At 58.9% G+C, this 24,358-nt stretch carries 24 protein-coding genes and 1 tRNA gene; 13 read left to right on the top strand and 12 right to left on the bottom strand.

Going from position 1 to position 24,358, the window contains the following annotated elements; translation table 11 throughout:
* The first annotated feature begins 53 nt into the window (after positions 1-53).
* Together DOU54_RS22605 and DOU54_RS22600 are read left to right on the top strand one after the other, a co-directional pair.
* Complete coding sequence (locus tag DOU54_RS22605; RefSeq protein ID WP_006699817.1) at positions 54-266, top strand: SlyX family protein; 213 nt, start codon at positions 54-56, stop codon at positions 264-266.
* A gap of 12 nt (positions 267-278) precedes the next feature.
* Entirely contained in the window at positions 279-830 is a 552-nt protein-coding gene (locus tag DOU54_RS22600) for a DUF924 family protein (protein ID WP_072493789.1), read from the top strand.
* A 66-nt stretch (positions 831-896) separates the two neighbouring features.
* On the opposite strand, the gene dnaJ is transcribed toward DOU54_RS22600, so the two are convergent.
* From dnaJ to DOU54_RS22585, 3 genes are all read right to left on the bottom strand, one after another.
* The gene (dnaJ, locus tag DOU54_RS22595; protein ID WP_004439156.1) at positions 897-2,033 is read right to left on the bottom strand and encodes a molecular chaperone DnaJ; all 1,137 of its coding nucleotides are present in this window, start codon (positions 2,031-2,033) and stop codon (positions 897-899) included.
* Between the two features lie 89 nt (positions 2,034-2,122).
* On the bottom strand, positions 2,123-4,024 hold the full coding sequence (gene dnaK / locus DOU54_RS22590) for a molecular chaperone DnaK (protein WP_004439158.1): 1,902 nt from the start codon (positions 4,022-4,024) through the stop codon (positions 2,123-2,125).
* A gap of 307 nt (positions 4,025-4,331) precedes the next feature.
* Positions 4,332-4,421, bottom strand: a tRNA-Ser gene (locus tag DOU54_RS22585).
* Between the two features lie 220 nt (positions 4,422-4,641).
* On the opposite strand from DOU54_RS22585, the gene DOU54_RS22580 reads away from it, so the two are divergent.
* The 10 genes from DOU54_RS22580 (at position 4,642) to deoA (ending at position 13,867) form a co-directional block, all read left to right on the top strand.
* Positions 4,642-4,959: a hypothetical protein gene (locus DOU54_RS22580; protein WP_004439161.1), complete on the top strand. Its 318-nt coding sequence runs from the start codon at positions 4,642-4,644 to the stop codon at positions 4,957-4,959.
* Between the two features lie 63 nt (positions 4,960-5,022).
* The gene (gene msrA, locus DOU54_RS22575) at positions 5,023-5,673 is read left to right on the top strand and encodes a peptide-methionine (S)-S-oxide reductase MsrA (RefSeq protein ID WP_113380833.1); all 651 of its coding nucleotides are present in this window, start codon (positions 5,023-5,025) and stop codon (positions 5,671-5,673) included.
* A gap of 214 nt (positions 5,674-5,887) precedes the next feature.
* Positions 5,888-6,880, top strand: coding sequence for a BMP family lipoprotein (locus tag DOU54_RS22570; RefSeq protein ID WP_004439166.1), 993 nt, complete (start codon positions 5,888-5,890; stop codon positions 6,878-6,880).
* An 82-nt stretch (positions 6,881-6,962) separates the two neighbouring features.
* Complete coding sequence (locus tag DOU54_RS22565) at positions 6,963-8,468, top strand: ABC transporter ATP-binding protein (RefSeq protein ID WP_034496172.1); 1,506 nt, start codon at positions 6,963-6,965, stop codon at positions 8,466-8,468.
* Between the two features lie 7 nt (positions 8,469-8,475).
* Positions 8,476-9,579 (top strand): ABC transporter permease, encoded by a 1,104-nt coding sequence (locus DOU54_RS22560; RefSeq protein WP_004439171.1) that lies wholly within the window; start codon positions 8,476-8,478, stop codon positions 9,577-9,579.
* Positions 9,580-9,585: 6 nt separating this feature from the next.
* Positions 9,586-10,557: an ABC transporter permease gene (locus DOU54_RS22555; RefSeq protein WP_004439173.1), complete on the top strand. Its 972-nt coding sequence runs from the start codon at positions 9,586-9,588 to the stop codon at positions 10,555-10,557.
* 4 nt (positions 10,558-10,561) lie between these two features.
* Complete coding sequence (locus tag DOU54_RS22550; protein WP_004439175.1) at positions 10,562-10,978, top strand: cytidine deaminase; 417 nt, start codon at positions 10,562-10,564, stop codon at positions 10,976-10,978.
* A complete protein-coding gene (locus DOU54_RS22545) occupies positions 10,978-11,778 on the top strand; it encodes a purine-nucleoside phosphorylase (protein WP_006699811.1) in 801 nt (266 codons plus the stop codon). Before DOU54_RS22550 ends, DOU54_RS22545 begins: the two co-directional genes overlap by 1 nt.
* A gap of 2 nt (positions 11,779-11,780) precedes the next feature.
* Complete coding sequence (deoC, locus tag DOU54_RS22540) at positions 11,781-12,554, top strand: deoxyribose-phosphate aldolase (RefSeq protein WP_004439179.1); 774 nt, start codon at positions 11,781-11,783, stop codon at positions 12,552-12,554.
* Positions 12,551-13,867 carry a thymidine phosphorylase gene (gene deoA, locus DOU54_RS22535; protein WP_113380834.1) on the top strand — a complete coding sequence of 439 codons (1,317 nt, stop codon included), beginning with the start codon at positions 12,551-12,553 and terminating at the stop codon, positions 13,865-13,867. Before deoC ends, deoA begins: the two co-directional genes overlap by 4 nt.
* Here deoA and DOU54_RS22530 read toward each other — a convergent pair.
* The 9 genes from DOU54_RS22530 to cyoA all read right to left on the bottom strand — a co-directional run bounded on the left by DOU54_RS22530 (position 13,860) and on the right by cyoA (position 22,657).
* Complete coding sequence (locus DOU54_RS22530; protein WP_004439183.1) at positions 13,860-14,381, bottom strand: TIGR02281 family clan AA aspartic protease; 522 nt, start codon at positions 14,379-14,381, stop codon at positions 13,860-13,862. The two genes, deoA and DOU54_RS22530, sit on opposite strands and share 8 nt — an antisense overlap.
* A 131-nt stretch (positions 14,382-14,512) precedes the next feature.
* Complete coding sequence (gene upp / locus DOU54_RS22525; RefSeq protein WP_004439188.1) at positions 14,513-15,142, bottom strand: uracil phosphoribosyltransferase; 630 nt, start codon at positions 15,140-15,142, stop codon at positions 14,513-14,515.
* A 95-nt stretch (positions 15,143-15,237) separates the two neighbouring features.
* The gene (locus DOU54_RS22520; RefSeq protein ID WP_113380835.1) at positions 15,238-16,215 is read right to left on the bottom strand and encodes an adenosine deaminase; all 978 of its coding nucleotides are present in this window, start codon (positions 16,213-16,215) and stop codon (positions 15,238-15,240) included.
* Positions 16,212-17,432 (bottom strand): phosphopentomutase, encoded by a 1,221-nt coding sequence (locus DOU54_RS22515; RefSeq protein WP_006699806.1) that lies wholly within the window; start codon positions 17,430-17,432, stop codon positions 16,212-16,214. Before DOU54_RS22515 ends, DOU54_RS22520 begins: the two co-directional genes overlap by 4 nt.
* 113 nt (positions 17,433-17,545) lie before the next feature.
* Positions 17,546-18,307, bottom strand: a complete 762-nt coding sequence (locus tag DOU54_RS22510) for an SURF1 family protein (protein WP_113380836.1) — start codon at positions 18,305-18,307, stop codon at positions 17,546-17,548.
* A 172-nt stretch (positions 18,308-18,479) separates the two neighbouring features.
* Positions 18,480-18,875, bottom strand: a complete 396-nt coding sequence (cyoD, locus tag DOU54_RS22505) for a cytochrome o ubiquinol oxidase subunit IV (protein WP_004439196.1) — start codon at positions 18,873-18,875, stop codon at positions 18,480-18,482.
* Positions 18,875-19,501 carry a cytochrome o ubiquinol oxidase subunit III gene (gene cyoC / locus DOU54_RS22500; RefSeq protein ID WP_006699805.1) on the bottom strand — a complete coding sequence of 209 codons (627 nt, stop codon included), beginning with the start codon at positions 19,499-19,501 and terminating at the stop codon, positions 18,875-18,877. The genes cyoD and cyoC overlap by 1 nt, the downstream gene beginning before the upstream one ends.
* 6 nt (positions 19,502-19,507) lie before the next feature.
* Positions 19,508-21,511, bottom strand: a complete 2,004-nt coding sequence (cyoB, locus tag DOU54_RS22495; RefSeq protein ID WP_004439200.1) for a cytochrome o ubiquinol oxidase subunit I — start codon at positions 21,509-21,511, stop codon at positions 19,508-19,510.
* Positions 21,512-21,583: 72 nt separating this feature from the next.
* Entirely contained in the window at positions 21,584-22,657 is a 1,074-nt protein-coding gene (gene cyoA, locus DOU54_RS22490) for a ubiquinol oxidase subunit II (protein ID WP_034496355.1), read from the bottom strand.
* A gap of 306 nt (positions 22,658-22,963) precedes the next feature.
* Here cyoA and DOU54_RS22485 point away from each other — a divergent pair, with 306 nt between their 5' ends.
* Positions 22,964-24,292: an MFS transporter gene (locus DOU54_RS22485; protein WP_113731823.1), complete on the top strand. Its 1,329-nt coding sequence runs from the start codon at positions 22,964-22,966 to the stop codon at positions 24,290-24,292.
* Positions 24,293-24,358: the final 66 nt, after the last annotated feature.

The following is a 24,358-nucleotide window of genomic DNA, read 5'->3' as shown; positions in this document are numbered from 1 at the left end:
TGGTTGACTCGCGAGCCTTTAGGCCCAAGGAAGGGCTGGAAAGAGAGGTCACCATGACGTCGGAAACCGAAGAACGGATCATCGCGCTCGAGGAAACGGTCGCGCATCAGGTGAAGGTGATAGAGGAACTGTCGGACCAGCTGGCGGAGCAGTGGAAGGTTGTTGAACAGACCCGCGCCAAGCTTGATCGCCTGACAGAGCGGTTCCTGAGTCTTGAGGAGCAGTCATTGGACGCGCCCGCCATCACAAGGCCACCGCATTACTGACGGGAGTACAGGATGAAAAACGACACAGCCAAGCTCGCTGAAGAAATCGTCGACTTCTGGAAGAAGGCTGGCCCGGAAAAATGGTTCGACAAGGACGCCGCCTTCGACAGTCACTTTCACGACCGGTTCCGTGACGCTCATTTCGCTGCCGCGAGGCGGGAACTGGATGGCTGGCTGGAGGGTGCAGAAAGCAGCCTCGCCTTGATGCTGCTGCTGGATCAGTTTCCGCGCAACTGCTTTCGCGACACGGCGCACATGTATGCGACCGATCCTCTGGCGCGGCTTTTGGCCGATGAAGCCATCCGGCGCGGACATGATCAGGCGGTGAGTGAGGATCTGCGGGTCTTCTTCTATCTACCGTTTTCTCACGCAGAAGATCTGGAGGCGCAGCACCGGGCGTGCCGTCTCAATCGGCCGCTTGGCGGGCTTTATCTGCATCACGCCGAAGAACATCGCGAGATCATCGAACGTTTCGGCCGCTTTCCGCACCGTAACAAGATATTGTTGCGGGAAACAACACCGGAGGAGCGGCGATATCTGGAAGAGGGCGGCTTTTCAGGCTGACCCCAAAAAGAAAACGCCGCCAGTCCAAGGGATGGCGGCGTTTTTGATGGTGAAGAACGGCGGCACTCAGCCGTCGAAGAATTCCTTCATCCGGGCGAAGAAGCCCGTCGATTCCGGATTATTCTCCTTGGAAGACAGCTGCTCGAACTCCTGCAGCAGCTCGCGCTGTCGCTTGCTGAGTTTCTGCGGCGTCTCGATCTGAATCTGGATATAGAGATCGCCCGTCTGCGCCGAACGCAGCACCGGCATGCCCTTGCCCTTCAGACGGAACTGCTTGCCCGGTTGGGTGCCTTCCGGAACCGTGACGCGCGACTTCGTGCCATCGAGCGTCGTGACATCGAAGGTGCCGCCGAGCGCTGCCGTCGTCATCGAGATCGGCACGGTGCAATAGAGATCGGCACCGTCGCGCTGGAAGAACTCATGCGGACGCACGGACAGGAAGATATAGAGATCGCCCGCCGGACCGCCACGCATGCCGGCTTCGCCTTCGCCCTGCAGGCGAATGCGTGTGCCATCCTCGATGCCCGAGGGAATGTTGACCGAGAGCGAGCGCTCTTCCGTTACGCGGCCCTGACCATGGCACTTGCCGCAGGGGTCGGAGATCGTCTGTCCGCGGCCATGGCAGGTGGGGCAGGTGCGCTCCACCGAGAAGAAGCCCTGCGCGGCGCGCACGCGGCCTGAACCCTGGCAGGTGGCGCAGGTCTTCGGCTGCGTGCCGGGCTTGGCGCCCGAGCCGGAACAGACGTCGCAGGTGATCGAGGTCGGAACCCTGATCTGCGCCGTCTTGCCGGTGAAGGCTTCTTCCAGCGTGATTTCCATGTTGTAGCGAAGATCGGCACCGCGTTCGCGACCGCCGGAAGACCGGCGCGCGCGACCGCCGCCCATCATCTCGCCGAAGATGTCTTCGAAAATATCCGAGAAGCCGCCATTGGCGAAACCGCCGCCGCCAAAGCCGCCACCGCCGCCCATGCCGCCATTTTCAAAGGCCGCATGGCCGAAACGATCGTAGGCCGCGCGCTTCTGCGGATCCTTCAACGTTTCGTATGCTTCGTTGATTTCTTTGAATTTCCGTTCGGAATCGGCATCATCAGGGTTTTTGTCCGGATGGTACTTCATCGCGAGTTTGCGGAAGGCGCTTTTCAGCTCTTTTTCGTCCGCAGTCTTGCTGACGCCGAGTGTTTCGTAAAAGTCTGCTTTCGCCATTCAGTTAACAAGCCCCGCAAATGGATTTCCGGCTGCACGCGGCAGCCGGATGTCTTGCATAAATTGTCAGGAGACGGAAAGTCGCGCGATTATGCGGACTTCTTGTCGTCCTTGATTTCTTCGTAGTCAGCGTCGACGACGTCATCCTTGCCGCCTTCGGAAGCATCGCCAGCCTCGGCCTGCTGCGCTTCATAGATGGCCTGACCGAGCTTCATGGAGACTTCCATGAGGGTCTGGGTCTTCGCCTGGATGTCGTCGGCGTCAGGCTCGGAAGCCTCAACCGCGGTCTTCAGGGTGGCAATGGCGTCTTCGATCGCCTTGCGGTCGGTTTCGGAAACCTTGTCACCATATTCCTTCACCGACTTCTCGGTAGAATGGATGAGGCTTTCAGCCTGGTTCTTGGCTTCCACGCCCGCACGACGCTTCTTGTCGGCCTCAGCATTGGCTTCGGCGTCCTTGACCATCTTTTCGATGTCGGCGTCAGAAAGGCCACCGGAGGCCTGGATGCGGATCTGCTGTTCCTTGCCGGTGCCCTTGTCCTTGGCCGAAACCTGCACGATACCGTTGGCGTCGATATCGAAGGTAACTTCGATCTGCGGAACACCACGCGGTGCCGGCGGCAGGCCAACGAGGTCGAACTGACCAAGCAGCTTGTTGTCCTGCGCCATTTCGCGCTCACCCTGCGAGACGCGGATGGTCACGGCCGACTGGTTGTCTTCGGCGGTCGAGAAGGTCTGGCTCTTCTTCGTCGGGATCGTCGTGTTGCGATCGATCAGACGCGTGAAGACGCCACCCAGCGTTTCGATGCCGAGCGACAGCGGGGTCACGTCGAGCAGCAGCACGTCCTTGACGTCGCCCTGCAGAACGCCGGCCTGAATGGCCGCGCCCATGGCAACAACTTCATCAGGGTTCACGCCCTTATGCGGCTCCTTGCCGAACAGCTGCTTGACGACTTCCTGCACCTTCGGCATGCGGCTCATGCCACCGACGAGAACGACTTCGTCGATCTCGGAAGCGGAGACGCCGGCGTCCTTGAGCGCTGCCTTGCAAGGTGCAACGGTGCGCTGCACGAGGTCGTCGACCAGGCTTTCGAACTTCGCACGGGTCAGCTTCAGCGTCAGGTGCTTCGGACCGGAAGCGTCAGCCGTGATGAACGGCAGGTTGATTTCGGTCTGCTGCGAGGACGACAGTTCGATCTTCGCCTTTTCAGCAGCTTCCTTGAGGCGCTGCAGAGCGAGCTTGTCGTTCTTCAGATCGATGCCCTGATCCTTCTTGAACTCGCCGGCCAGATACTCGACCAGACGCATGTCGAAGTCTTCACCGCCAAGGAAGGTATCGCCATTGGTGGACTTCACTTCGAAGACGCCGTCGCCGATTTCCAGAACGGAAATATCGAAGGTGCCGCCGCCAAGGTCATAAACGGCGATCGTCTTGCCGTCCTTCTTGTCGAGGCCGTAAGCGAGTGCTGCCGCGGTCGGCTCGTTGATGATGCGCAGAACATCAAGGCCGGCGATGCGGCCGGCATCCTTGGTTGCCTGGCGCTGCGCGTCGTTGAAGTACGCCGGAACGGTGATGACGGCCTTCTCGACCTTTTCACCGAGATAGGCTTCAGCGGTTTCCTTCATCTTCTGCAGGATCATCGCGGAAATCTGCGAAGGGGAATAATTCTTGTCCTGCGCCTTCACCCAGGCGTCGCCATTGTCGCCCTTGACGATCTCGAAGGGAACAAGAGCCTTGTCCTTCTCGACGGTCGGGTCTTCATAACGGCGGCCGATCAGGCGCTTTACCGCAAACAGGGTGTTCGTCGGATTGGTGACCGCCTGGCGCTTGGCCGGCTGGCCGACAAGGCGTTCGCCGTCATCGGAAAATGCCACCATGGACGGCGTGGTACGTGCGCCTTCCGCGTTTTCAATAACTTTCGTGTCCTTGCCATCCATCACTGCGACGCAGGAGTTGGTTGTGCCAAGGTCGATACCGATTACTTTTGCCATGCTCTTCTCTCCTTGAAGCGCGCTGTCTGAACCCCGTGAGGCATTCCTTTGACAGCACCTTGACTTGGATTTGCAGCCTTCGCTGCTGTTATGCGGCGTATATAAGGAGCGATTTTTGCGGCTGCAAGGCGCAAGACCAGGGGAAAGGCAGCAAAAAAGCGCCGGAAACTCTTTCTTTGCAGATGCATAGCCATCAAGGCTTGCGTAAGCCGAAAAACGCGACTTTGACGCTATGCTGCGCAGTCGTCCGGCGCCGCAGGCACAAGGACTTCCGGGATGCCACTATAATGGTTTGAAGTGGGCGAAATGGCGGACAGGGTGGGATTCGAACCCACGGTACGCTTTCACGCACACACGCGTTCCAGGCGTGCGCCTTAAACCACTCGGCCACCTGTCCTTTTTCAAGTCTGCATGTCATGAAGAATGCAAATCACTGGAACGGCGCGATATATACCGATGAATTCGCAGGGATCAACACGAATCTGACAGTTTTTTGAATTGTCGGCAATTTCATGCCTTTCGATGCGATTGCAATCGCGTTTTCCGGCCTTTATCCATGCAGGAAATGTTTCAAAATGTGGCTGCCGTAAGCGGCAGACCGTGAGCGAGGTATCCCAATGAAAGCTTTTTTGCGGTTTTTGAGCTTTCTTTTCCTCGCCGCAGCGATTTTTCTGGGTGTGCTCGATTCGATCCGCTCTGTTTCCACGTCATCAGTCACCATCACCGGCATATTGTCAGTCTGGAACTATCTTCTTCCTGCTTCGCGAACCATGGTGGAAGCGTCTCTGGCTCACTATATTCACCCTGAAGCGTGGCGCTTCATAGAAAATGCCCTGTCGGCACTGCCTGCATTTGCCTTTTTCCTCGCTCTGTCCCTCCTCTGCTGGATGGCCGGTTACAGAAAATACAAGGCGACGAGACGTTTGTCGGTCTGACGGGGCTGGCGCCCGCGGATGTGAACCGTGAGAAGCGGCGGAACTGGCCGCATGGAGGACCGAATGTTCCTGTTCGATACGCTTTCTAAAAAAACGACGATGCCGACCGAAGAGACGGCGTTGCCTGGCCGTGAAGAGGCTCTCGTTGTGCCGGAACTTCACTTCGTCAACGGCAGACCTCTGAAGGGGCCTTATCCGGATGGCTTAGAGACCATCTATCTCGGCATGGGTTGCTTCTGGGGCGCGGAGCGGTTGTTCTGGAAGACGCCCGGCGTTTGGGTGACGGCGGTCGGTTATGCCGGCGGCTTTACCCGCAACCCGACATATCAGGAAACGACGACGGGTCAGACGGGCCATGCCGAGGTGGTCAAGGTTGTCTACGATCCGGCGGTGATCTCGCTCGGGGCGCTCTTGAAGATATTTTTCGAGGAGCATGATCCCACTCAAGGCATGCGGCAGGGCAACGACATCGGCACGACCTATCGTTCCGCCATTTATGCAACGACGGAAGGGCAGCTGCAGCAGGCGCAGAAAGCTCGAGACGCATTTCAGCAGGCTCTGGAAGAGGCTGGCCATGCCGGCGCCATCACCACCGAGATCGGGCCGCTTGAAACCTTTTATTACGCTGAGGACTATCACCAGCAATATCTTGCCAAGAACCCGGGTGGCTACTGCGGCCTCAGGGGAACCGGCGTAAGCTGTAATATCGACTAGTTTTTTTGCAGTTCTGCCCGGTGGAAAGACTAAAAAATCGCCAGATCAAAGTTTTTCCACCGGGTCAAAAAAACCGGATGAATTTTTCATTGAGCCATGCAAGGATATGAGGCAAGCACAGCCGGTATAACGGCTGGCGGTTCCGCAGACATTCCCGGGAAACGGGATTGCGGGAGGACCCTTAAAATATCAATTGCAACAACAGGGCTGCACAATGAAAAAATCCCTTCTGACGCTTTTTGCGCTTGCCGCGATGTCGGCCTCCGCGCTCGCCGCGGATATCAAGCCTGCGCTGGTCTATGGCACGGGCGGCAAGTTCGACAAGTCGTTCAACGAGGCCGCTGCGGCCGGCGCTGAAAAGTTCAAGGCGGAAACCGGCATCGAATTCCGCGATTTCGAACCGACCAGCGACACGCAGGGCGAGCAGGCCATCCGCAACTTCGCCAGCAAGGGTTTCAACCCTGTCGTCGCCGTATCCTTCGCCTGGACCTCGGCCATGGAAAAGGTTGCCGCCGAATTCCCCGACACCAAGTTCGTGATCGTCGATTCCGTCGTTGAACTGCCGAACGTCCGCTCGGTCGTCTACAAGGAGCACGAAGGTTCTTACCTCGTCGGTCTGCTGGCCGGCATGGCTTCCAAGACCGGCAAGGTCGGGTTTATCGGCGGCATGGACATTCCGCTGATCCGCAAGTTCGCCTGTGGTTACGCTCAAGGCGCCAAGGCTGCCAACGACAAGATCGAAGTCTTCCAGAACATGACCGGCACCACCGGCGCTGCCTGGAACGACCCTGTGCGCGGCGGCGAGCTTACCAAAAACCAGATCGATCAGGGCGCGGACGTGATTTACGCGGCAGCCGGTGCGACCGGTATCGGCGTGCTCCAGACTGCCGCCGACAACAAGAAATTCTCGATCGGCGTCGATTCCAACCAGAACCACCTGCATCCCGGTTCGGTTCTGACCTCGATGGTCAAGCGCGTCGATCTGGCCGTTTACAACGCCTATAAGGACGCCAAGGATGACAAGTTCACGCCTGGCATCGTTGCTCTCGGCGTCAAGGAAGACGGCGTTGCCTACGCGCTCGACGATAACAACAAGGCGCTCATCACGCCTGAAATGACTGCTGCCGTGGACAAGGCCAAAGCCGACATCATCTCCGGCGCCGTCAAGGTCCATGATTACATGGCGGACAATTCCTGCCCGAAATGATATGATATGTGGCTGGGGCGCGTGATGTTTTTCATCTTGCGCCCTTTTCATATCCAGCCTTCGGAGAGGTTTCGGTTTGAATATGGACCCTGCAATCGAACTCGTGGGCATCGACAAGAAATTCGGTGCCGTACACGCCAACAAGAACATCAATCTGACAATTGCCAGGGGTACGATCCACGGCATCATCGGGGAAAACGGTGCCGGAAAGTCGACTTTGATGTCGATCCTCTACGGTTTTTACCAGGCGGATGCCGGTGAAATCCGGGTGAACGGCACGCCGGTTTCGATCCGCGACAGTCAGGCCGCCATCAATGCCGGTATCGGCATGGTGCATCAGCACTTCATGCTGGTCGAAAATTTTACTGTGCTGGAAAATGTCATGCTGGGCGCAGAAGGCGGTGCGCTGCTGGCCAACGGCCGGGCTGGTGCACGCAGGGAGCTGAAGCGCCTGGAAGACGATTATGGACTGGAAGTCGATCCCGATGCGGTGATCGAGGAATTGCCAGTCGGCCTCCAGCAGCGCGTCGAAATTCTGAAAGCCATGTATCGTGGCGCGGAAATCCTGATCCTTGACGAGCCGACCGGCGTTCTGACGCCGGCAGAGGCCGATCACCTGTTCAAGATCCTCGGCGTGCTGCGTGATCAGGGCAAGACAGTCATTCTCATCACCCATAAGCTGCGCGAGATCATGGCGATCACGGACTCCGTTTCCGTCATGCGTCGTGGCGAGATGGTGGCGACCCGGAAAACCTCCGAGACGAGCGTCGAGGAGCTGGCCGAACTGATGGTCGGCAGACGGGTGCTGCTGCGGGTGGAGAAGGGCGAAACGACGCCGGGCGACGTTCTTCTGTCGATCCGCAATCTCACCGTCAAGGATAGCCGCGGCGTCACCATGGTCGATGACGTTTCGCTGGATGTCCGAGCAGGTGAAATCGTCGGTATAGCCGGTGTCGCAGGCAACGGCCAGTCGGAGCTGCTGGAAGCCATCGCTGGCATCCGAAAGCCCTATTCCGGCGAAATCTGGGTGGACGGAAAGAAGGTGGATCGCCCCGATCCCGCAATTTTACGCAGGCTTGGCCTCGCCCACATCCCGGAAGACCGCCATCACATGGGGCTGGTGCTGAAATTCGAGGAATATGAAAACTCCATCCTTGGTTATCATCACGACGAACGTTACGGCAAAGGGCCGTTCCTCAACCCCGAGGCCATTCGCAGGGATGCGGTCGAGAAGATCGAGAAATACGATATCCGCCCGCCAAACCCGCAGCTGAAGACCGCCAACTTTTCCGGCGGCAACCAGCAGAAGATCGTTGTCGCCCGTGAAATCGAGCGTGACCCCAAGATGTTGATAATCGGCCAGCCGACACGCGGCGTGGATATCGGCGCGATCGAATTCATTCATCGCCGCATCATCGAAATGCGCGATGCTGGCAAGGCGATTTTGCTGGTTTCCGTCGAACTCGATGAAATCCGGTCGCTGTCGGACAGGATCATGGTCATGTTCGCAGGCCGGGTCGTCGGAGAAAAAACGGCGGAAGCCGAAGAACAGACGCTGGGCCTGATGATGGCCGGCATCGCCGCATGAGGCATGAATGAGCACCGCTTCCGTACCGCTGCCAAACTGGATTACTTACGGCCTCCTGCCGTTTCTCAATGTCGTTACCGCCTTTCTGATTTCCGGCCTCGTTGTCTGGTCCATCGGTGAAAACCCGCTTGCGGCGCTGCGCCTGCTGATCGAAGGGGCGCTCGGCCGTGGTGATGCCATCGGCTTCACGCTGTTTTATACGACGAGTTTCATCTTCACCGGCCTCTCCGTCGCCGTCGCCTTCCATGCCGGGCTCTTCAATATCGGCTCCGAAGGTCAGGCCTATGTCGGTGGCCTTGGCGCGGCGCTGGTGGCGCTGGCGCTCGATCGTTATGTGCCATGGTACGTGACGATGCCCTTCGCCGTCATCGGCGCTGCTGTTTTTGGCGCCGCCTGGGCCTTCATTCCGGCCTGGCTGCAGGCAAAACGCGGCAGTCACGTGGTCATCACCACCATCATGTTCAACTTCATTGCTGCGGCCTTGATGGTTTACCTGCTGGTGAACGTGCTGATCGTGCCCGGCAAGATGGCGCCGGAAACCCGCACTTTTCTGCCGGGCGGCCAATTGCCGAAACTCGACTGGCTGATGGCCCTCTTCGGCCTGAAGCTTGGTCCGGCGCCGTTTAACGTCTCCTTCCTGATAGCGTTGGTGATGTGTTTTCTGGTGTGGGTGCTCATCTGGCGCACCAAGCTCGGTTATGAAATGCGCACGCTCGGCATCAGCCCCTCCGCCGCCATTTATGCCGGTATTCCCTATGCACGCACCGTCATCATCGCCATGCTCATCTCTGGCGGTCTGGCGGGCATGATGGCGCTGAACCCGGTTATGGGCGCGTCGGCCCGTCTGCAGGTGGAATTCGTCGCCGGTGCAGGCTTCGTCGGCATCGCCGTGTCGCTGATGGGCCGAAGCCATCCGCTCGGCATCATCTTTGCGGCATTGCTGTTCGGCATTCTCTATCAGGGCGGCGCAGACCTTTCCTTCGAGATGCCCAACATTACCCGCGAGATGATCGTGGTCATTCAGGGTCTTGTGATCCTTTTCGCCGGCGCGCTGGAATATATGTACCGGCCTGCAATCGTCCGCATTTACCAGCGTCTGGCAAAGGGGTGAGCTGACATGGATTTCTTCGATATGCTGGTCAGTATTCTGGGCTCGACCGTTCGTCTCACCATTCCGCTTCTCTTTACCGCACTGGCCGGGCTCTTTTCCGAGCGGGCCGGCGTGTTCGATATCGGCCTTGAGGGCAAGATGCTGGCAGCGGCCTTCGCTTCCGCCTGCGTTGCCTATATCACGGCGAACCCCTGGGCTGGCCTCTTGGCCGGTATTGCCGTCTCGATCCTGTTCTCGCTGATCCACGGCTTTGCTGTCATCACCAATCGCGGCAACCAGATCGTGTCGGGCGTGGCGTTGAACTTCATTGCCGCCGGCCTGACCGTGGTACTGGGACAGGCCTGGTTCGGCCAGGGCGGACGCACACCGCAGCTTCCGGGCGAGGGGCGTTTTGCCCCGATCATACTGCCCGGCGCTGATGCCATGCGCGAGGTTCCCTTCATCGGCCCGCTCTATGCAAACGTCATTTCCGGCAACAACATCCTCACCTATCTTGCCTTCCTGGCGGTGCCGCTGTCCTGGTGGGTGCTTTACCGAACGCGTTTCGGCCTGCGCCTGCGCGCGGTCGGTGAAAATCCGGGCGCTGTCGATACGGCTGGTATTTCGGTGACGTGGATGCGCTTCCGCGCTGTCATTGTCGCCGGTTTTCTCTGCGGTTTTTCGGGCGCCTATCTTGCTGTGGCTCAATCCGCTGCCTTCATCGCCAACATGTCGGCGGGCAAGGGCTACATCGCGCTCGCGGCGTTGATCTTTGCGAAATGGAAGCCGGTGCCGGTTATGTTCGCCTGCCTTCTGTTCGGTTTTCTGGATGCTGTCGCGAACTTCATGCAGGGTAAATCCGTGCCTGGCATCGGCGAAGTGCCGGTGCAGATATTCCAGGCCATGCCCTATATTCTGACCTGCATCCTGCTTGCGGGTTTCATCGGCGTTGCCAAGCCCCCGAAGGCCGGTGGCGTTGCTTATGCGAAGGAGCGTTAACCCCATGTCCTCCGACCCGAAATCCGATCCGCAGGCCCATGCCCTGTTTGAGGCGGCAGTAGAGGCCATGGCCTTCGCCCATGCCCCCTATTCAAAATTTCCGGTCGGTGCGGCAATCCGCGCCGAAGACGGCAAGATCTACAAGGGCGCCAATATCGAGAACATCTCCTTCCCGCAGGGCTGGTGCGCAGAACCATCAGCCATCAGCGCCATGATCATGGGCGGGGCGAAAAAGATCAATGAAGTCGCCGTTATCGCCGAGAAGCTGCCGCTCTGCTCTCCTTGTGGCGGCTGCCGCCAGAAGATCGCCGAGTTCGCCACGCCGGAGACAAAGATCTATCTTTGTGACGAAACCGGCGTCCAGAAGGTCATGACCATGGAAGAGCTGCTACCCTCCGTCTTCAAGACCGAGCTGCCCTGATGACCGACGGTTTGATCGACATTCTGGTGGACCGCCTGAACGGCCTCATGCCGCGCGTCGCCATCGTGCTTGGCTCCGGTCTGGGATCGCTGGTGGAAGAGGTGAGCGAGCCGATCCGTATTCCTTACGCCGAGCTGCCCGGCTTTCCCGCTGGCGGCGTTTCCGGCCATGCGGGCGAACTGGTGGCTGGTTATCTCGGCGGTGAGCCCGTCATGATGCTGTCGGGTCGGGTCCATTTCTACGAAAAGGGTGATCCCGCAGCGATGCGCCCGGTCATCGAAGCGCTCGCCGGCCTGGGCGTGCAGTCGCTCATCCTCACCAATTCGGCGGGCTCGGTCAGGCAGGATATGCCACCCGGCTCCGTCATGCAGATCACCGATCACATCAATTATTCCGGCATGAACCCGCTGATCGGTGAGGAAAGCGACCGCCGCTTCGTCGGCATGACGACGGCTTATGATCCTGATCTTATGCTTGCCATGCGCAATGCCGCCATCCGTGCGACGGTGCCATTGTTCGGCGGTGTCTATATGTGGTTCTCTGGCCCAAGCTTCGAAACACCGGCGGAAATCCGCATGGCGCGGCTGCTGGGGGCGGATGCCGTGGGCATGTCTACCGTGCCGGAAGTCATCCTTGCGCGCTTTTTCGGGATGCGCGTCGCTGCCGCATCGGTTATTACCAATTACGGTGCCGGCATGACCGGCGCGGAACTGAGCCATGAAGAAACCAAGGACATGGCTCCCGTGGGTGGCAAAAGGCTTGCCGCCATTCTGAAGGAAATGATCGCAGGAGGAGCGTGACCATGGAACTCCAGCGTCCGCGCGAAGCGGCTGCCCTCACTTTGTCCTTGCTGGACCTCACCAACCTCAAGGAAGACTGCACGCCACAGCAGATCGCCGCGCTCTGCCAGCGGGCGCATACGGAGTTTGGCAATACGGCCGCCATCTGCATCTGGCCGCGTTTCGTGGCGCAGGCGCGCGCCGCCTTCGGAAAGGATCACACGATCCGCATTGCAACGGTCGTCAATTTTCCGTCGGGTGATCTTGATGTCGCAACCGTGGTCGCGGAAACCGAGGTGGCGATCCGCGACGGTGCGGATGAAATCGATCTTGTCATTCCCTATCGCAAATTCATCGCGGGCGATGAAACCGCGGTTTCCGACATGGTGGCCGCCGTTCGCAAGGCCTGCGCTACACCCGTGCTGCTCAAGGTCATTCTCGAAACCGGCGAGCTGAAGGACAAGGCCCTGATCCGTCGGGCTTCCGAAATTGCCATTGCCGAAGGCGCCGATTTCATCAAGACCTCGACAGGCAAGGTTGCCGTCAACGCCACGCTGGAGGCGGCTGACATCATGTTGCAGGCGATCCGCGACAGCAAACAGAAGGTGGGCTTCAAGCCGGCCGGCGGGATCGGTACCGTGGGGGACGCGACACTTTACCTGCGGCTGGCGGAAACCATCATGGCGCCGAACTGGGCCATGCCTTCGACGTTCCGTTTCGGCGCTTCAGGTCTCCTTGACGACGTGCTGAACGTTCTGGCCGGCGGAGAGCCCGCCAGGACCGCCAGCGGGTATTGAGCTTGATCCCGCAGGAAACCATCCGACGCAAACGCGATGGCCTGGCGCTCTCGCCGCAGGAGATCGCCGCATTCATCGAAGCGCTGTCGAAAGACGGCATCTCGGAAGGGCAGGCGGCGGCTTTTGCCATGGCGGTGTTTTTCCGTGGAATGAATCGGGATGAGATGGTGGCATTGACGCTTGCCATGCGTGACAGCGGTGATGTCCTGTCCTGGAGCGATATCGGCAGGCCGGTTGCCGACAAGCACTCGACCGGTGGCGTTGGAGACAATGTCTCTCTGATGCTCGCCCCGATCATAGCCGCCTGTGGTCTCGCTGTGCCGATGATTTCCGGCAGGGGCCTTGGGCATACCGGCGGCACGCTGGACAAGCTGGAAGCGATTCCCGGTTACAATGTCATGCCGGACGAGGTTCTGTTTCGCCGGGCGGTGAAGACGGTCGGCTGTGCCATCATCGGTCAGACGGGCGACCTCGCCCCCGCTGACAGACGCCTCTATGCCATTCGCGATGTGACCGCGACGGTCGATTCCATACCGCTGATTACGGCTTCCATCCTGTCGAAGAAGCTGGCGGCCGGGCTGCAGACGCTTGTGCTTGATGTCAAGGTCGGCAACGGCGCCTTTATGCAAAGCATTGACGATGCACGGACGCTCGCCCGCGCGCTGGTCGATGTGGCTGTTGGCGCAGGTTTGCCGACAACGGCGCTGATAACAGATATGAACCAGCCGCTTGGCGATGCCGCCGGCAATGCCGTTGAAATCGTCAATTGTCTCGATTTTCTGGCTGGTCGCAAGGCTGGCAGCCGTCTGGAAAACGTGGTTCTGTCTTTCGCGGCGGAAATGCTCGTGCAGGCTCAAAAAACGGCCACACTGGAAGAAGGCGCAGCACTGGCGTCGGCCGCCCTCTCCTCCGGCCGGGCAATGGAAATTTTCGCGCGAATGATTTCGGCATTGGGCGGGCCAACGGATTTCGTTGAAAATCCTTTCCTTTATCTGCCGTCCGCGCCAGTCACTCTTCCGGTCCAGGCCGTGAGCAGCGGCTGGCTGACATCCTGCGCAACGCGCGAACTCGGCATCGCCGTCGTCGGACTTGGCGGCGGCAGACGAAAACCCTCGGACAGGATCAATCCCGCCGTTGGTATTTCGAATATCCTGCCGCTTGGGATGAAGGTGGAAAAGGGAGAACCGATTGCCATTGTCCATGCAGCGTCCGGAGAAGACGCAGCCTACGCCATTAAAGCGATAACGGCCTGCTATGGAATCAGCGACGACGCGCCGGAAGTCGCTGCACCCGTTCTCGAGCGGATCACCTGACCAGCCGCATTTCGCCGCCAGAAACCTTGAACGACGATAATTGCTTCAGGAAGCTCATGCCGACCAGCATGTTGCTCAGTGCATTGTCCTTCAGCACCATGGCGTCGACATTCTGCACGCGGATCGTGCCTATCTCCACCCGGTCGAGCTTCACATAGGCGGCCATGGTCTGACCGTTGGCGGTTGAGATCGCGTATTTGAAATCCAGACTGTTGACGCCGTATCCGAGCCGACGTGCAATCGTCTCATTGATGGCAACCGTTGAAGCACCGGTGTCGATAAGTCCGTCGAATGATTTGCCGTTGATACGAAAGGTGGCGTTGAAGTGGCCGCGGGCGTCAGCTTTCAGATTGACTCCGCCCAACGAAACAGGCTGGGGTTTGGCTGCTTCGGCCACAATTTCGGTTTTTGCTACGCTGCTTTCCGGGCGCGGCTGAAATTTGTCCATCAGAACGGGTATTTGCGTGGCGCCGATGGAAAGGCCAACAAGCAGAAAAATCGCGCGCGCCAGCAAGTCTTCACTCCTCCGAGGGCCGGTTACCCCTGGCAAGAATAGACGCAAAACATGCCGAAATCTTAAAAGAAAAAGCCATCCGCCGCTGATCGGGCGGCGAATGGCGTAAAAGGTTAAGCGATGATGAATGGTTACTTGGTGCCGTACATGCGGTCGCCGGCATCACCGAGGCCGGGAACAATGTAACCCTTCTCGTTCAAATGCCTGTCGATCGCGGCGGTGTAGATCGGCACATCGGGATGTGCCTCACGGAAATTCTTGATGCCTTCGGGGGCTGCCAAAAGACACAGGAAGCGGATGTTCTTCGCACCACGCTCCTTCAGCTTTTCCACGGCGGCGATGGAGGAGTTGCCGGTCGCCAGCATGGGGTCGACAACGATGACCAGACGGGCATCGAGGCTTTCCGGAGCTTTGAAATAATATTCGACGGCCTCGAGCGTATCGTGGTCGCGATAGACGCCGACATGGGCAACGCGCGCCGAAGGCACCAGTTCGAGCATGCCTTCCAGAAGGCCGTTGCCTGCGCGCAGGATGGAGGCGAAAACCAGCTTCTTGCCTTCCAGCACTGGTGCCTGAATGGTCTCGAGCGGCGTATCGATGGTTTCCATCGTCATTTCAAGATCGCGCGTCACTTCATAGCAGAGCAGCGTCGAAATCTCCCTGAGCAGGCGGCGGAAGCCGGCTGTGGAGGTTTCCTTCTTGCGCATGATGGTGAGTTTGTGCCGCACCAGCGGATGTTCGATGACTGTGACGCCGTCCATGAAACTGGCCTTCCTTTTTTCTTGTGCCCCTGTAATTGACCGAAAGTCGGCTTTTCGCAAGCCTTCTTCGTGGTTTTACCCTGCCAACAGCTGCATCAGGCCCCGTCGAGTTTTTTAAGCAGCCCTCCGCGCGTTGCCTCGTCAACGAAGGCACATTCCAGTGCGGTGCGGGTCATGCTGTTTATCTCGCCATCGCTGAAGCCGAACTCGTCGGCGGCCAGCGCATATTCCCGTGCAAGTGAGGTAAAGAAGAATGGCGGGTCGTCGGAGTTGATGCAGACCCGCACTCCCGCGTCGCTGAGGGCTCTCAGCGGATGGCTGGCGAAGTCGGGATAGACCTTGAGCGCAATATTGGAGCCGGGGCAGACTTCAAGGACTGTTCCGGTTTCGGCGAGCCGTGCAACGAGACCGGCATTCTCGATTGCCCGCACGCCATGCCCGATGCGGGATGGTTTGACGAGATCGAGTGCATCGGCCACGCTTTCCGGCCCGCAAACCTCGCCGGCATGAATGGTCAATCCAAGGCCGGCATCGCGTGCGATATCGAAGGCGCGCGCATAATCGGCGACGCGGCCCATGCGCTCCTCGCCCGCCATGTTGAACCCCGTCACCAGCGGATGTTGGGTGCGCGCCGCATATTCGGCCGCGGCGATCACCCGCTCCGGACCGAAGTGCCGCTCGCCTGTGACGATGATGCGGGTTTCGATACCCGTCTTGTCCCTTGCAATCCGGATGCCTTCGGCAATGCCGGCCAGATAAGCGTCGGCGCCAAGCCCGATGCGGTCGCCATGGTCGGGCGAAATGATCAGTTCGCTATAGATCGTATTGGCTTCCGCGAGTTCGGTCAGATAGGCTTCGGTGAGAACGGCATAATCCTCATCCGTCTTGAACACTTGCGCCACCGCATCATAACAACGGATGAATTCGGCGAAATCCGACCATACATATTGGCCGTCCCGCAGAAAGCTGCTGGTGTCGATTCCGTATTTTTCAGCCTGTTTCGCGACGAGGGCGGGCGGGGCCGCACCTTCGATGTGGCAGTGAATTTCCGCCTTCAGCAAATGCGATGTCAAATGAAGCTCCTGCCGTGAGAACCGGCCTCGATACCTAGATGGTGGGCGATGCTTTCGCCGATATCGGCGTAGCTTGAACGAATGCCGACATCGCGCGAGCGGATGCCCGGGCCGAATGCCATGATCGGCACCCTTTCCCGTGTGTGGTCCGTGCCCCGCCATGTGGGGTCGCAGCCGTGATCGGCGGTAAGAAGAGCGATATCGCCAGGCGCCATCTTGCGGTGGATTTCGGGGATTCGCGCATCGAAAGCCTCAAGGGCGGCGGCGTAACCGGCAACGTCGCGCCGATGGCCATAAAGCATGTCGAAATCGACGAAATTGGTAAAGACGAGATCGCCGTTTTCTGCCTCGTCGATAGCCTGCAGCGTCGCATCCATCAGGGCGGCGTTGCCGTTTGCCTTGATGACGCGTGAAACGCCCTGGTGGGCATAGATATCGCCGATCTTGCCGATGGCGTGCACTTTTCGGCCGGCCTCCACAAGCCGGTCGAGCAGAGTAGGCTCCGGTGGCAGCACGGAAAAATCGCGGCGGTTGCCGGTGCGTTCGAAGGTCGCGACCGTTTCGCCAACGAAGGGGCGCGCGATGACGCGGCCTATGTTCAGCGGATCGAGCAGCTTGCGTACCGTCTCGCAAAGCGCGATGAGCCGCCCCAGGCCAAAATGCGTTTCGTGTGCGGCAATCTGGAACACGGAATCCGAAGATGTGTAACAGATCGGCTTGCCGCTCCGGATATGTTCTTCGCCGAACCGCGCGATGATCTCGGTGCCGGAAGCATGGCAATTGCCGAGAATACCCGGAAGATCCGCCTCCTCGCAGATCGCTTTCACCAGTTCCGGCGAAAACGCATCGCCCTCCGTCGGAAAATATCCCCAGTCGAACGTCACCGGCGTTCCCGCGATCTCCCAGTGACCGGACGGAGTGTCCTTACCCTTCGAAACCTCGCTGGCGCAGCCATGCAGGCCAAAAATGCGTTCCGGCGCCTCCATGCCGGCGGGAATATCACCACTTGCCTGCCTTGCGATCTCCAGCAGGCCGAGCGAACACATGTTCGGCAGCTTCAGCGGTCCGGACCGTAGTCCCGTTCTGTCAGCTGCACCGGCAGCGCAGAATTCCGCGATGTGACCGAGCGTATTCGCTCCAAGATCGCCATAGTGCTCCGCATCGGGCGCACCGCCGACGCCGAAAGAATCCAGAACGAGAAGAAATGCTCTTGCCATAACTCACCGAAACGAAGCTGCGCCGACGGGCATGTCAGGCCGAACTGTCGTTATAGATCAGCAAAACGTGAAGAAGGAAGGGGTTTTGTGAACCATTCGGTAAAATCGGCCGCTCAATCCTTGCCCTGCTTTGACCTCGGGGCGTTCAGATTGCGCAGCACATACCAGCCCGCCGCGACGACCATGGCCGCGAGAATGTACCAGGTAATGGCGTAGGAGAGATGGTTGTTGGGGAAGGTAAGCATTGTCTTGCCGCCGACCGGCAGACCGCCGGGGTTGGGTGCCGCATCGGCATCGACATAAAACGGTGCGACGCCCGCAAGGCCGGAGGCCTGCGATATCTGCGGAATATTGCGGGAGTACCAGCGTCCATTTGCGGGGTCATTGGTGCGGAGGAAAAGCCCGCCTGTTTCGGGGGCACGCATCAGCCCGATGACCTCCGCGCGGCCTGTCGGCTGACCTTCCTGTCGCGATGACGGATCTCGCCTGTCGGACGGGACAAAGCCGCGATTGACGATGATGCTCGTGCCATCATCTCGTCTCAGCGGTGTCATGATCCAGTAACCCGGGCCGAGATCGGTAACGGTATAGACCTGGACCTCTTTGTCGTTGAGGAAAGTGCCCGAAAGTCTCACACGGCGATATTCGTACTCCGCTGGCTCGCCGAGCGCCGGCCACTCCCCGGCGGCGGGCGCATCGGTGGGCTCCGCGTGCGCACGGGCCTCGACACGCTCAATCAGGTCGAGCTTCCAGGAAAGTCTTTTGACCTGCCAGGTTCCAAGAGCCAGCAGCAGCCCTGTCAGGGCGACGGTCAGAAACAGAACGACGATGGCTGCGGGGCGAATGCCGCGCCTGGGGGGCGTTGTTTTGGTCATGTCACGGTCCTTGAGAAGCGTGTCTGGCGGAGGTGTCGTCCACTTGACCGGGCCTCATCGCCCCGAATGCGCTTCTTCCAGCAGATAACCCCATAAATCGCGCCACGATTCATGGGTTATGTGTTGGCGCGGAAGGCGGCCTGCCGGGCTTCCGGCAGGCCGCAATTTCTGGTTAAGGCAGGTTTTTCACATCTTCGATGTGCAGCGGCATCATGTTCTTGTTCATGTTGTACATGACCCACAGCGAACCGGAGAGCGTGATCAGCAGCACCACGACGGTGAAGATCAGCGCCATGAAGGTCCAGCCGCCTTCCGACTTGGTGTCCATGTGCAGGAAATAAATCATGTGCACGAAGATCTGGATGACGCCGAGGCCCATGATGGCGATGACGAGCAGCGTCTTGTTTTCAAGGACGTCGCCCATGACCAGCCAGAAGGGGATCGCCGTCAGAATGACCGAAAGGATGAAGCCGATCATGTAGCTTTTGAACGTGCCGTGGCTCGCGCCATCATGGTGATGATGGTCGTCGCCATGCGCGTCGTGATGTGCGTGTGCTTCGGAACTCATCAAAGAACTCCCATGAGGTAAACGAAGGAGAAGACGCCGATCCAGATGACGTCGAGGAAGTGCCAGAACATCGACAGGCACATCAGGCGACGCTTGTTCGCCGCGATCAGGCCGTGCTTGGCGACCTGCACCATCAGCGTGACGAGCCAGATGATGCCGAAGGTGACGTGCAAACCGTGCGTGCCGACCAGCGCGAAGAACGACGACAGGAAAGCCGAACGGTGCGGACCGGCTCCTTCTTCGATCAGGTGATGGAACTCGTAAAGTTCGACGGCAAGGAAGGCGAGGCCGAAGAGACCGGTGATTCCGAGCCAGACCAGGGTCGTCTTCACCTTCTGCTTTTCCATTTCCAGCATGGCAAAGCCATAGGTGATGGAGGAGAAAAGCAGGAAGCCGGTGTTGATGGCAACGAGCTTGAGATCGAACAGATCCGCGCCCGAAGGTCCGGCCGCATAGCTGCGGCCGAGGACGGCGTAGGTGGCGAAGAGCACGGCAAAAATCAGGCAGTCGCTCATCAGGTAGAGCCAGAAGCCGATCGAAGTGCCGTTCTCGGGATGATGGTCTTCCTTCAGGTAAAAGACCGGTGGTTCAGCGCCGTCGACGCTTTGTGCAGGTGTATGAGCCATGTTTCGTTACGCCTGTTTCGCGAGCAGCTTGGTACGCTCCGCCTCAACCGTGGAGACGTCGGAGGCTGGAATGTAGTATTCGCGATTGTAGTTGAAGGTATGGGCGATCGAGACCGCGACGATGCCGATGAACGACAGAACTGCCAGCCACCAGATGTGCCACACCAGGGCAAAGCCCAGCACCACGCTGATGGCGCTGATGATGACGCCCGAGCCTGTATTCTTCGGCATGTGGATTGGGATGAAGCCTTCCAGCGGGCGGCTGTAACCGCGCTTCTTCATGTCCGTCCAGGCGTCAACATCGTGAATGACGGGCGTGAAGGCGAAATTATACTGCGGCGGCGGCGAAGACGTCGACCATTCCAGCGTGCGGCCATTATAGGGGTCGCCGGTGACGTCACGCAGCTTGTCGCGCTTCAGGAAGCTGACGATGAGCTGGATGACGAAGGAGGCGATGCCGAGCGCGATCAGGAAGGCACCGAAGGCGGCAATCAGGAACCAGATCTGAAGAGAGTTGTCTTCGAACTGGCTGAGGCGGCGGGTAATGCCCATCAGGCCGAGAATATAGAGCGGCATGAAGGCAAAATAGAAGCCGGTGAACCAGAACCAGAAGGACAGCTTGCCCCAGAACGGATCGAGACGATAGCCGAAGGCCTTCGGGAACCAGTAGACGATGCCGGCGAGAACGCCGAACACCACGCCGCCGATGATCGTGTTGTGGAAGTGGGCGATCAGGAACAGCGAGTTATGCAGCACGAAGTCCGCTGGCGGTACGGCGAGAAGGACGCCGGTCATGCCGCCGATGACGAAGGTGATCATGAAGCCGATCGTCCACAGCATCGGCACGTCGAACTTGATGCGGCCCTTATACATGGTGAAGAGCCAGTTGAAGATCTTCGCACCCGTCGGAATCGAGATGATCATCGTCGTGATGCCGAAGAAGGCATTGACGTTTGCGCCCGAACCCATGGTGAAGAAGTGGTGCAGCCAGACGATATAGGACAGGATGGTGATGACGGCAGTGGCGTAGACCATCGACGCGTAACCGAAGAGGCGCTTGCCCGAGAAGGTGGCGACGATTTCGGAGAAGATACCGAAAGCCGGCAGTACCAGAATATAAACTTCCGGATGGCCCCAGATCCAGATGAGGTTGACATACATCATCGGATTGCCGCCGAGGTCGTTGGTGAAGAAATTCGTACCAGCGTAGCGGTCAAGGGTCAGAAGCGCGAGCGTTGCGGTCAGGATCGGGAAGGATGCCACGATCAGGATGTTCGAACACAGCGACGTCCAGACGAAGATTGGCATACGCATCATGGTCATGCCCGGCGCGCGCATCTTGATGATGGTCACGATCAGGTTGATGCCTGACAGCGTCGTTCCGACACCCGCGATCTGCAGACCCCATATATAATAGTCGACCCCCACTCCCGGGCTTCCGTCGATGCCGGAAAGCGGCGGATAGGCAAGCCAGCCCGTCTGCGCATATTCACCGATGAACAGCGAGATCATGGTGATGACGGCGCCAGCCGTGGTCATCCAGAAGGAGAAATTGTTGAGGAACGGGAATGAAACGTCGCGGGCGCCGATCTGCAGCGGCACGACGAAGTTCATGAGACCGGTGATCATCGGCATGGCCATGAAGAAGATCATGATGACGCCGTGGGCGGTGAATATCTGGTCGTAGTGATGCGGCGGAAGATATCCCTCCGATCCGCCGGAGGCGATGGCCTGCTGCACGCGCATCATGATGGCGTCGGCAAAACCGCGCAGAAGCATGATAAGCGCCAGAATGATGTACATGATACCGATCTTCTTGTGATCGATGCTCGTGAACCATTCATTCCAGAGGTAGCCCCACAGCCTGAAATAGGTGATGGCGCCGACGACGGCGATGCCGCCCAGAGCCACGGCCGCGAAGGTGGCGACAAGAATGGGCTCGTGAAGCGGGATTGACTCCCAGGTTAGCCGTCCGAACAGGAACGACGTTTGATCGGAGTTGACGACCATTTTAGCCTCTTGCGATTCAAAGACGTAAATTCGGCGCGGACAGGCCGCGCCGCAGAATGCCGGGACGTATCGTCAGCCAGCGACTTGTTTGGTTTCCGGCAGCGCCGCAGGTTCGAAAGTCTGGCCTTCGATAGCAGCCGGAGTGGATTGTGGACCGCTGGCGACGCCATAAGGCGCAAGCGGGGTGCAGACGACGGAGTTAAGCGCCTTGGCGATGTCGATGCCTTCCTTGCCGCCGCCGCCATTGGCGTCGATATGCATCATGTCACGCATGCAGAGCTTGTTGGGCTCCACGCAACGGTTGAGAATGGCGCTGTAGAGTTCCGGATCGACCGAAGCGAAATATTGCACCGGCTCGCGTTCCGAAGGCTTGGCGAATTCGAGATATTCCTGGCGCCCGAAGCCCTTGCCGCCTTCCTTTGCCTTGGCCACCCACTGGTCGAAGCCCTGCTGGCTGAGGCCGTGGAATTTGAAGCGCATATGCGAGAAGCCGGGGCCGGAGAAGTTGGCCGAGAAGCCGTCATAGACGCCTTCCTTGTTGATCACGGCATGCAGCTTGGTCTGCATGCCGCCCATGGCATAAATCTGGCCGGCCAGTGCTGGAACGAAGAAGGAGTTCATCGCCGTCGTGCCGGTGATCTTGAAATTGATCGGAACATCGACCGGAGCGGCGAATTCATTGACGCTGCCAATGCCGAGTTCAGGGTAGAAGAACAGCCACTTCCAGTCCATGGCCACAACTTCGACGGTGATCGGCTTGATATCGGCGGTGACCTGACGGTTCTCGTCGATGCGCTCCAGCGGCCGATAAGGGTCGAGTCGGTGGGTGGAAATCCAAGTCACGGTACCGAGCATCAGAATGATCGCGACGGGTGCCGACCAGATCACCATCTCAAGGCGCGTGGAATGGTGCCACTCGGGATCGTAATCCTCGGCCTTCGCCGACTCGCGGTACTTCCATGCGAAGAACAGCGTCAGGGCAATGACGGGAACGATGATCAGCAGCATCAAGACCGTGGACGTGATGATAAGATCGCGCTGCTGGATGGCGACGTCGCCCGAGGGATTCATGACAACAAGGTTACAGCCGCTGAGCAGCAGCATTGCCGGAATTGCCAGGAGGGCGGATGGGAGTTTTTTGATCATGCGCACGTTCTTTGAACTCGTACAGTTTGGATTATGCCGCGAATAATTGCCGAACATCATTTTTCAAATGAGGTATATTGTCGCGGTGCAGCGAAATCGTTGCGATGCACCATGTGGCGGTCAAAGCTGCGTTTACAGGCGGAGCGCGTGCATTATCGCATAGGAAGCCCGTGGGGCAAGCCTTTCTTCTCAAACTTCAATTGACGTTACGTAGGGTGCGTGTGACAATCCGTCGCATCGTAACGCAACGGAAGAGGAGCCTGCGCGTTACATGAAATGGTTCGTCCATGACGCAGGAGGAATATTATGAGTTATACGAATGCTGCTCCATCTTTTGGGCAGGCGCCAGAGGCGAACGGACACGGTGCCGGCCCCGTAAAGGTCGATCCGGATCGCATTACGATTGCAGTCATTCTTGCGAGAATGACGGAGTTTTTTGATTTTTTCATTTACGCCATCGCCTCCGCGCTCGTTTTTCCGCATGTCTTCTTCTCTTATGTGGATCCGCTGACGGCCACGCTTTATTCCTTCGCTGTCTTCTCTCTCGCTTTTATCGCAAGGCCGATCGGTTCTCTGATCTTCCTCCAGATCGACCGCAGGTTCGGCCGCGCCTTCAAGCTGATGGCCGCGCTCTTCACGCTCTGCGGTTCCACCATGGCGATCAGCTTCCTTCCATCCTATGCCGAGGCTGGCATGCTGGCTCCCTGCCTGCTGGCGGTTTTCCGTATCGGCCAGGGCCTTGGCCTCGGCGGCGCCTGGGATGGCCTTGTCTCGCTGCTCGCCATGAACGCTCCGCCGAGGCAGCGCGGCTGGTACGCCATGATGCCGCAAATCGGGGCGGCCATGGGTTTTGGTCTCGCCAGCGCCTTCTTCATCGTTTTCGTCACGCAGCTTTCCAGTGCAGAGTTTTTGGCCTGGGGTTGGCGTTTCCCCTTCTTCGTGGCGCTGGCGCTGAACGTGCTTGCGCTCTTTGCCCGCCTTCGCATGATCGTAACGCCGGAATTCCAGGCCATGCTGGAACAGCATGAACTGGAGCCGCGTCCCATGTTCAGAATGCTGCGGTCGCAGTTCCCGGTGGTTGTCACCGGCGCATTCGTGCCGCTGGCGAGCTTTGCGCTCTTCCATCTCGTCACCGTCTTCCCGCTGAGCTGGGTTTCTCTCAACACCAGCCAGCGCGTGTCGGACTTCCTCTTCGTGCAGTTCGTCAGCGCCATCATTGCCGGCGGCATGATTGTCGTTTCGGGCATTCTGGCGGATCGCATAGGGCGGCGGAAACTTCTCGCCATCGCGGCGGTCCTGATTGGTCTCTTCAGCCTTGTGGCCCCCGTTCTCCTCAGTTCCGGTGATATCGGCCGTTATCTTTTTGTGCTGATCGGCTTCTCGCTGCTGGGCCTGTCCTTCGGTCAGGCGGGTGGCGCGCTCGCCTCCCGCTTCAGCCGCGAGTACCGCTACACCGGCGCATCTTTGACCTCGGACATTTCCTGGCTGATCGGTGCCGGCTTCGCGCCGCTCGTGGCGCTCGGATTTTCGTCCAAATTCGGCCTTTTCGCGGTCGGCATCTACCTCATGTCGGGCGCCCTGTGTACGCTTATTGCCCTCTGGTTTAGCCGCACGCTCGAAATGCCGTCTGAGTGATCTGGGCAATTTAAAAAACTCCTGAAGCAGTCACGCCGCGGAATCCTGTCGGATTTCGCGGCGTTT

Source organism: Agrobacterium sp. MS2, assembly GCF_003261015.1.
Lineage (GTDB): Bacteria > Pseudomonadota > Alphaproteobacteria > Rhizobiales > Rhizobiaceae > Agrobacterium > Agrobacterium pusense.
Note: the sequence above shows the minus strand (reverse complement) of the source record. Positions and strands in the feature narration are given on the sequence as shown.

Excerpts from the sequence above, each read along its gene's own strand:
- dnaK (WP_004439158.1), bottom strand. The coding sequence starts at position 4,024 with ATGGCAAAAGTAATCGGTATCGACCTTGGCACAACCAACTCCTGCGTC.
- cyoA (WP_034496355.1), bottom strand. The coding sequence starts at position 22,657 with ATGATCAAAAAACTCCCATCCGCCCTCCTGGCAATTCCGGCAATGCTG.
- DOU54_RS22485 (WP_113731823.1), top strand. The coding sequence starts at position 22,964 with ATGAGTTATACGAATGCTGCTCCATCTTTTGGGCAGGCGCCAGAGGCG.
- deoC (WP_004439179.1), top strand. The coding sequence starts at position 11,781 with ATGGAACTCCAGCGTCCGCGCGAAGCGGCTGCCCTCACTTTGTCCTTG.
- cyoC (WP_006699805.1), bottom strand. The coding sequence starts at position 19,501 with ATGGCTCATACACCTGCACAAAGCGTCGACGGCGCTGAACCACCGGTC.
- DOU54_RS22545 (WP_006699811.1), top strand. The coding sequence starts at position 10,978 with ATGACCGACGGTTTGATCGACATTCTGGTGGACCGCCTGAACGGCCTC.
- DOU54_RS22600 (WP_072493789.1), top strand. The coding sequence starts at position 279 with ATGAAAAACGACACAGCCAAGCTCGCTGAAGAAATCGTCGACTTCTGG.
- dnaJ (WP_004439156.1), bottom strand. The coding sequence starts at position 2,033 with ATGGCGAAAGCAGACTTTTACGAAACACTCGGCGTCAGCAAGACTGCG.
- DOU54_RS22510 (WP_113380836.1), bottom strand. The coding sequence starts at position 18,307 with ATGACCAAAACAACGCCCCCCAGGCGCGGCATTCGCCCCGCAGCCATC.
- DOU54_RS22555 (WP_004439173.1), top strand. The coding sequence starts at position 9,586 with ATGGATTTCTTCGATATGCTGGTCAGTATTCTGGGCTCGACCGTTCGT.
- DOU54_RS22565 (WP_034496172.1), top strand. The coding sequence starts at position 6,963 with ATGGACCCTGCAATCGAACTCGTGGGCATCGACAAGAAATTCGGTGCC.
- upp (WP_004439188.1), bottom strand. The coding sequence starts at position 15,142 with ATGGACGGCGTCACAGTCATCGAACATCCGCTGGTGCGGCACAAACTC.
- cyoB (WP_004439200.1), bottom strand. The coding sequence starts at position 21,511 with ATGGTCGTCAACTCCGATCAAACGTCGTTCCTGTTCGGACGGCTAACC.
- msrA (WP_113380833.1), top strand. The coding sequence starts at position 5,023 with ATGTTCCTGTTCGATACGCTTTCTAAAAAAACGACGATGCCGACCGAA.
- DOU54_RS22550 (WP_004439175.1), top strand. The coding sequence starts at position 10,562 with ATGTCCTCCGACCCGAAATCCGATCCGCAGGCCCATGCCCTGTTTGAG.
- DOU54_RS22605 (WP_006699817.1), top strand. The coding sequence starts at position 54 with ATGACGTCGGAAACCGAAGAACGGATCATCGCGCTCGAGGAAACGGTC.
- DOU54_RS22570 (WP_004439166.1), top strand. The coding sequence starts at position 5,888 with ATGAAAAAATCCCTTCTGACGCTTTTTGCGCTTGCCGCGATGTCGGCC.
- DOU54_RS22580 (WP_004439161.1), top strand. The coding sequence starts at position 4,642 with ATGAAAGCTTTTTTGCGGTTTTTGAGCTTTCTTTTCCTCGCCGCAGCG.
- DOU54_RS22515 (WP_006699806.1), bottom strand. The coding sequence starts at position 17,432 with ATGGCAAGAGCATTTCTTCTCGTTCTGGATTCTTTCGGCGTCGGCGGT.
- DOU54_RS22560 (WP_004439171.1), top strand. The coding sequence starts at position 8,476 with ATGAGCACCGCTTCCGTACCGCTGCCAAACTGGATTACTTACGGCCTC.
- cyoD (WP_004439196.1), bottom strand. The coding sequence starts at position 18,875 with ATGAGTTCCGAAGCACACGCACATCACGACGCGCATGGCGACGACCAT.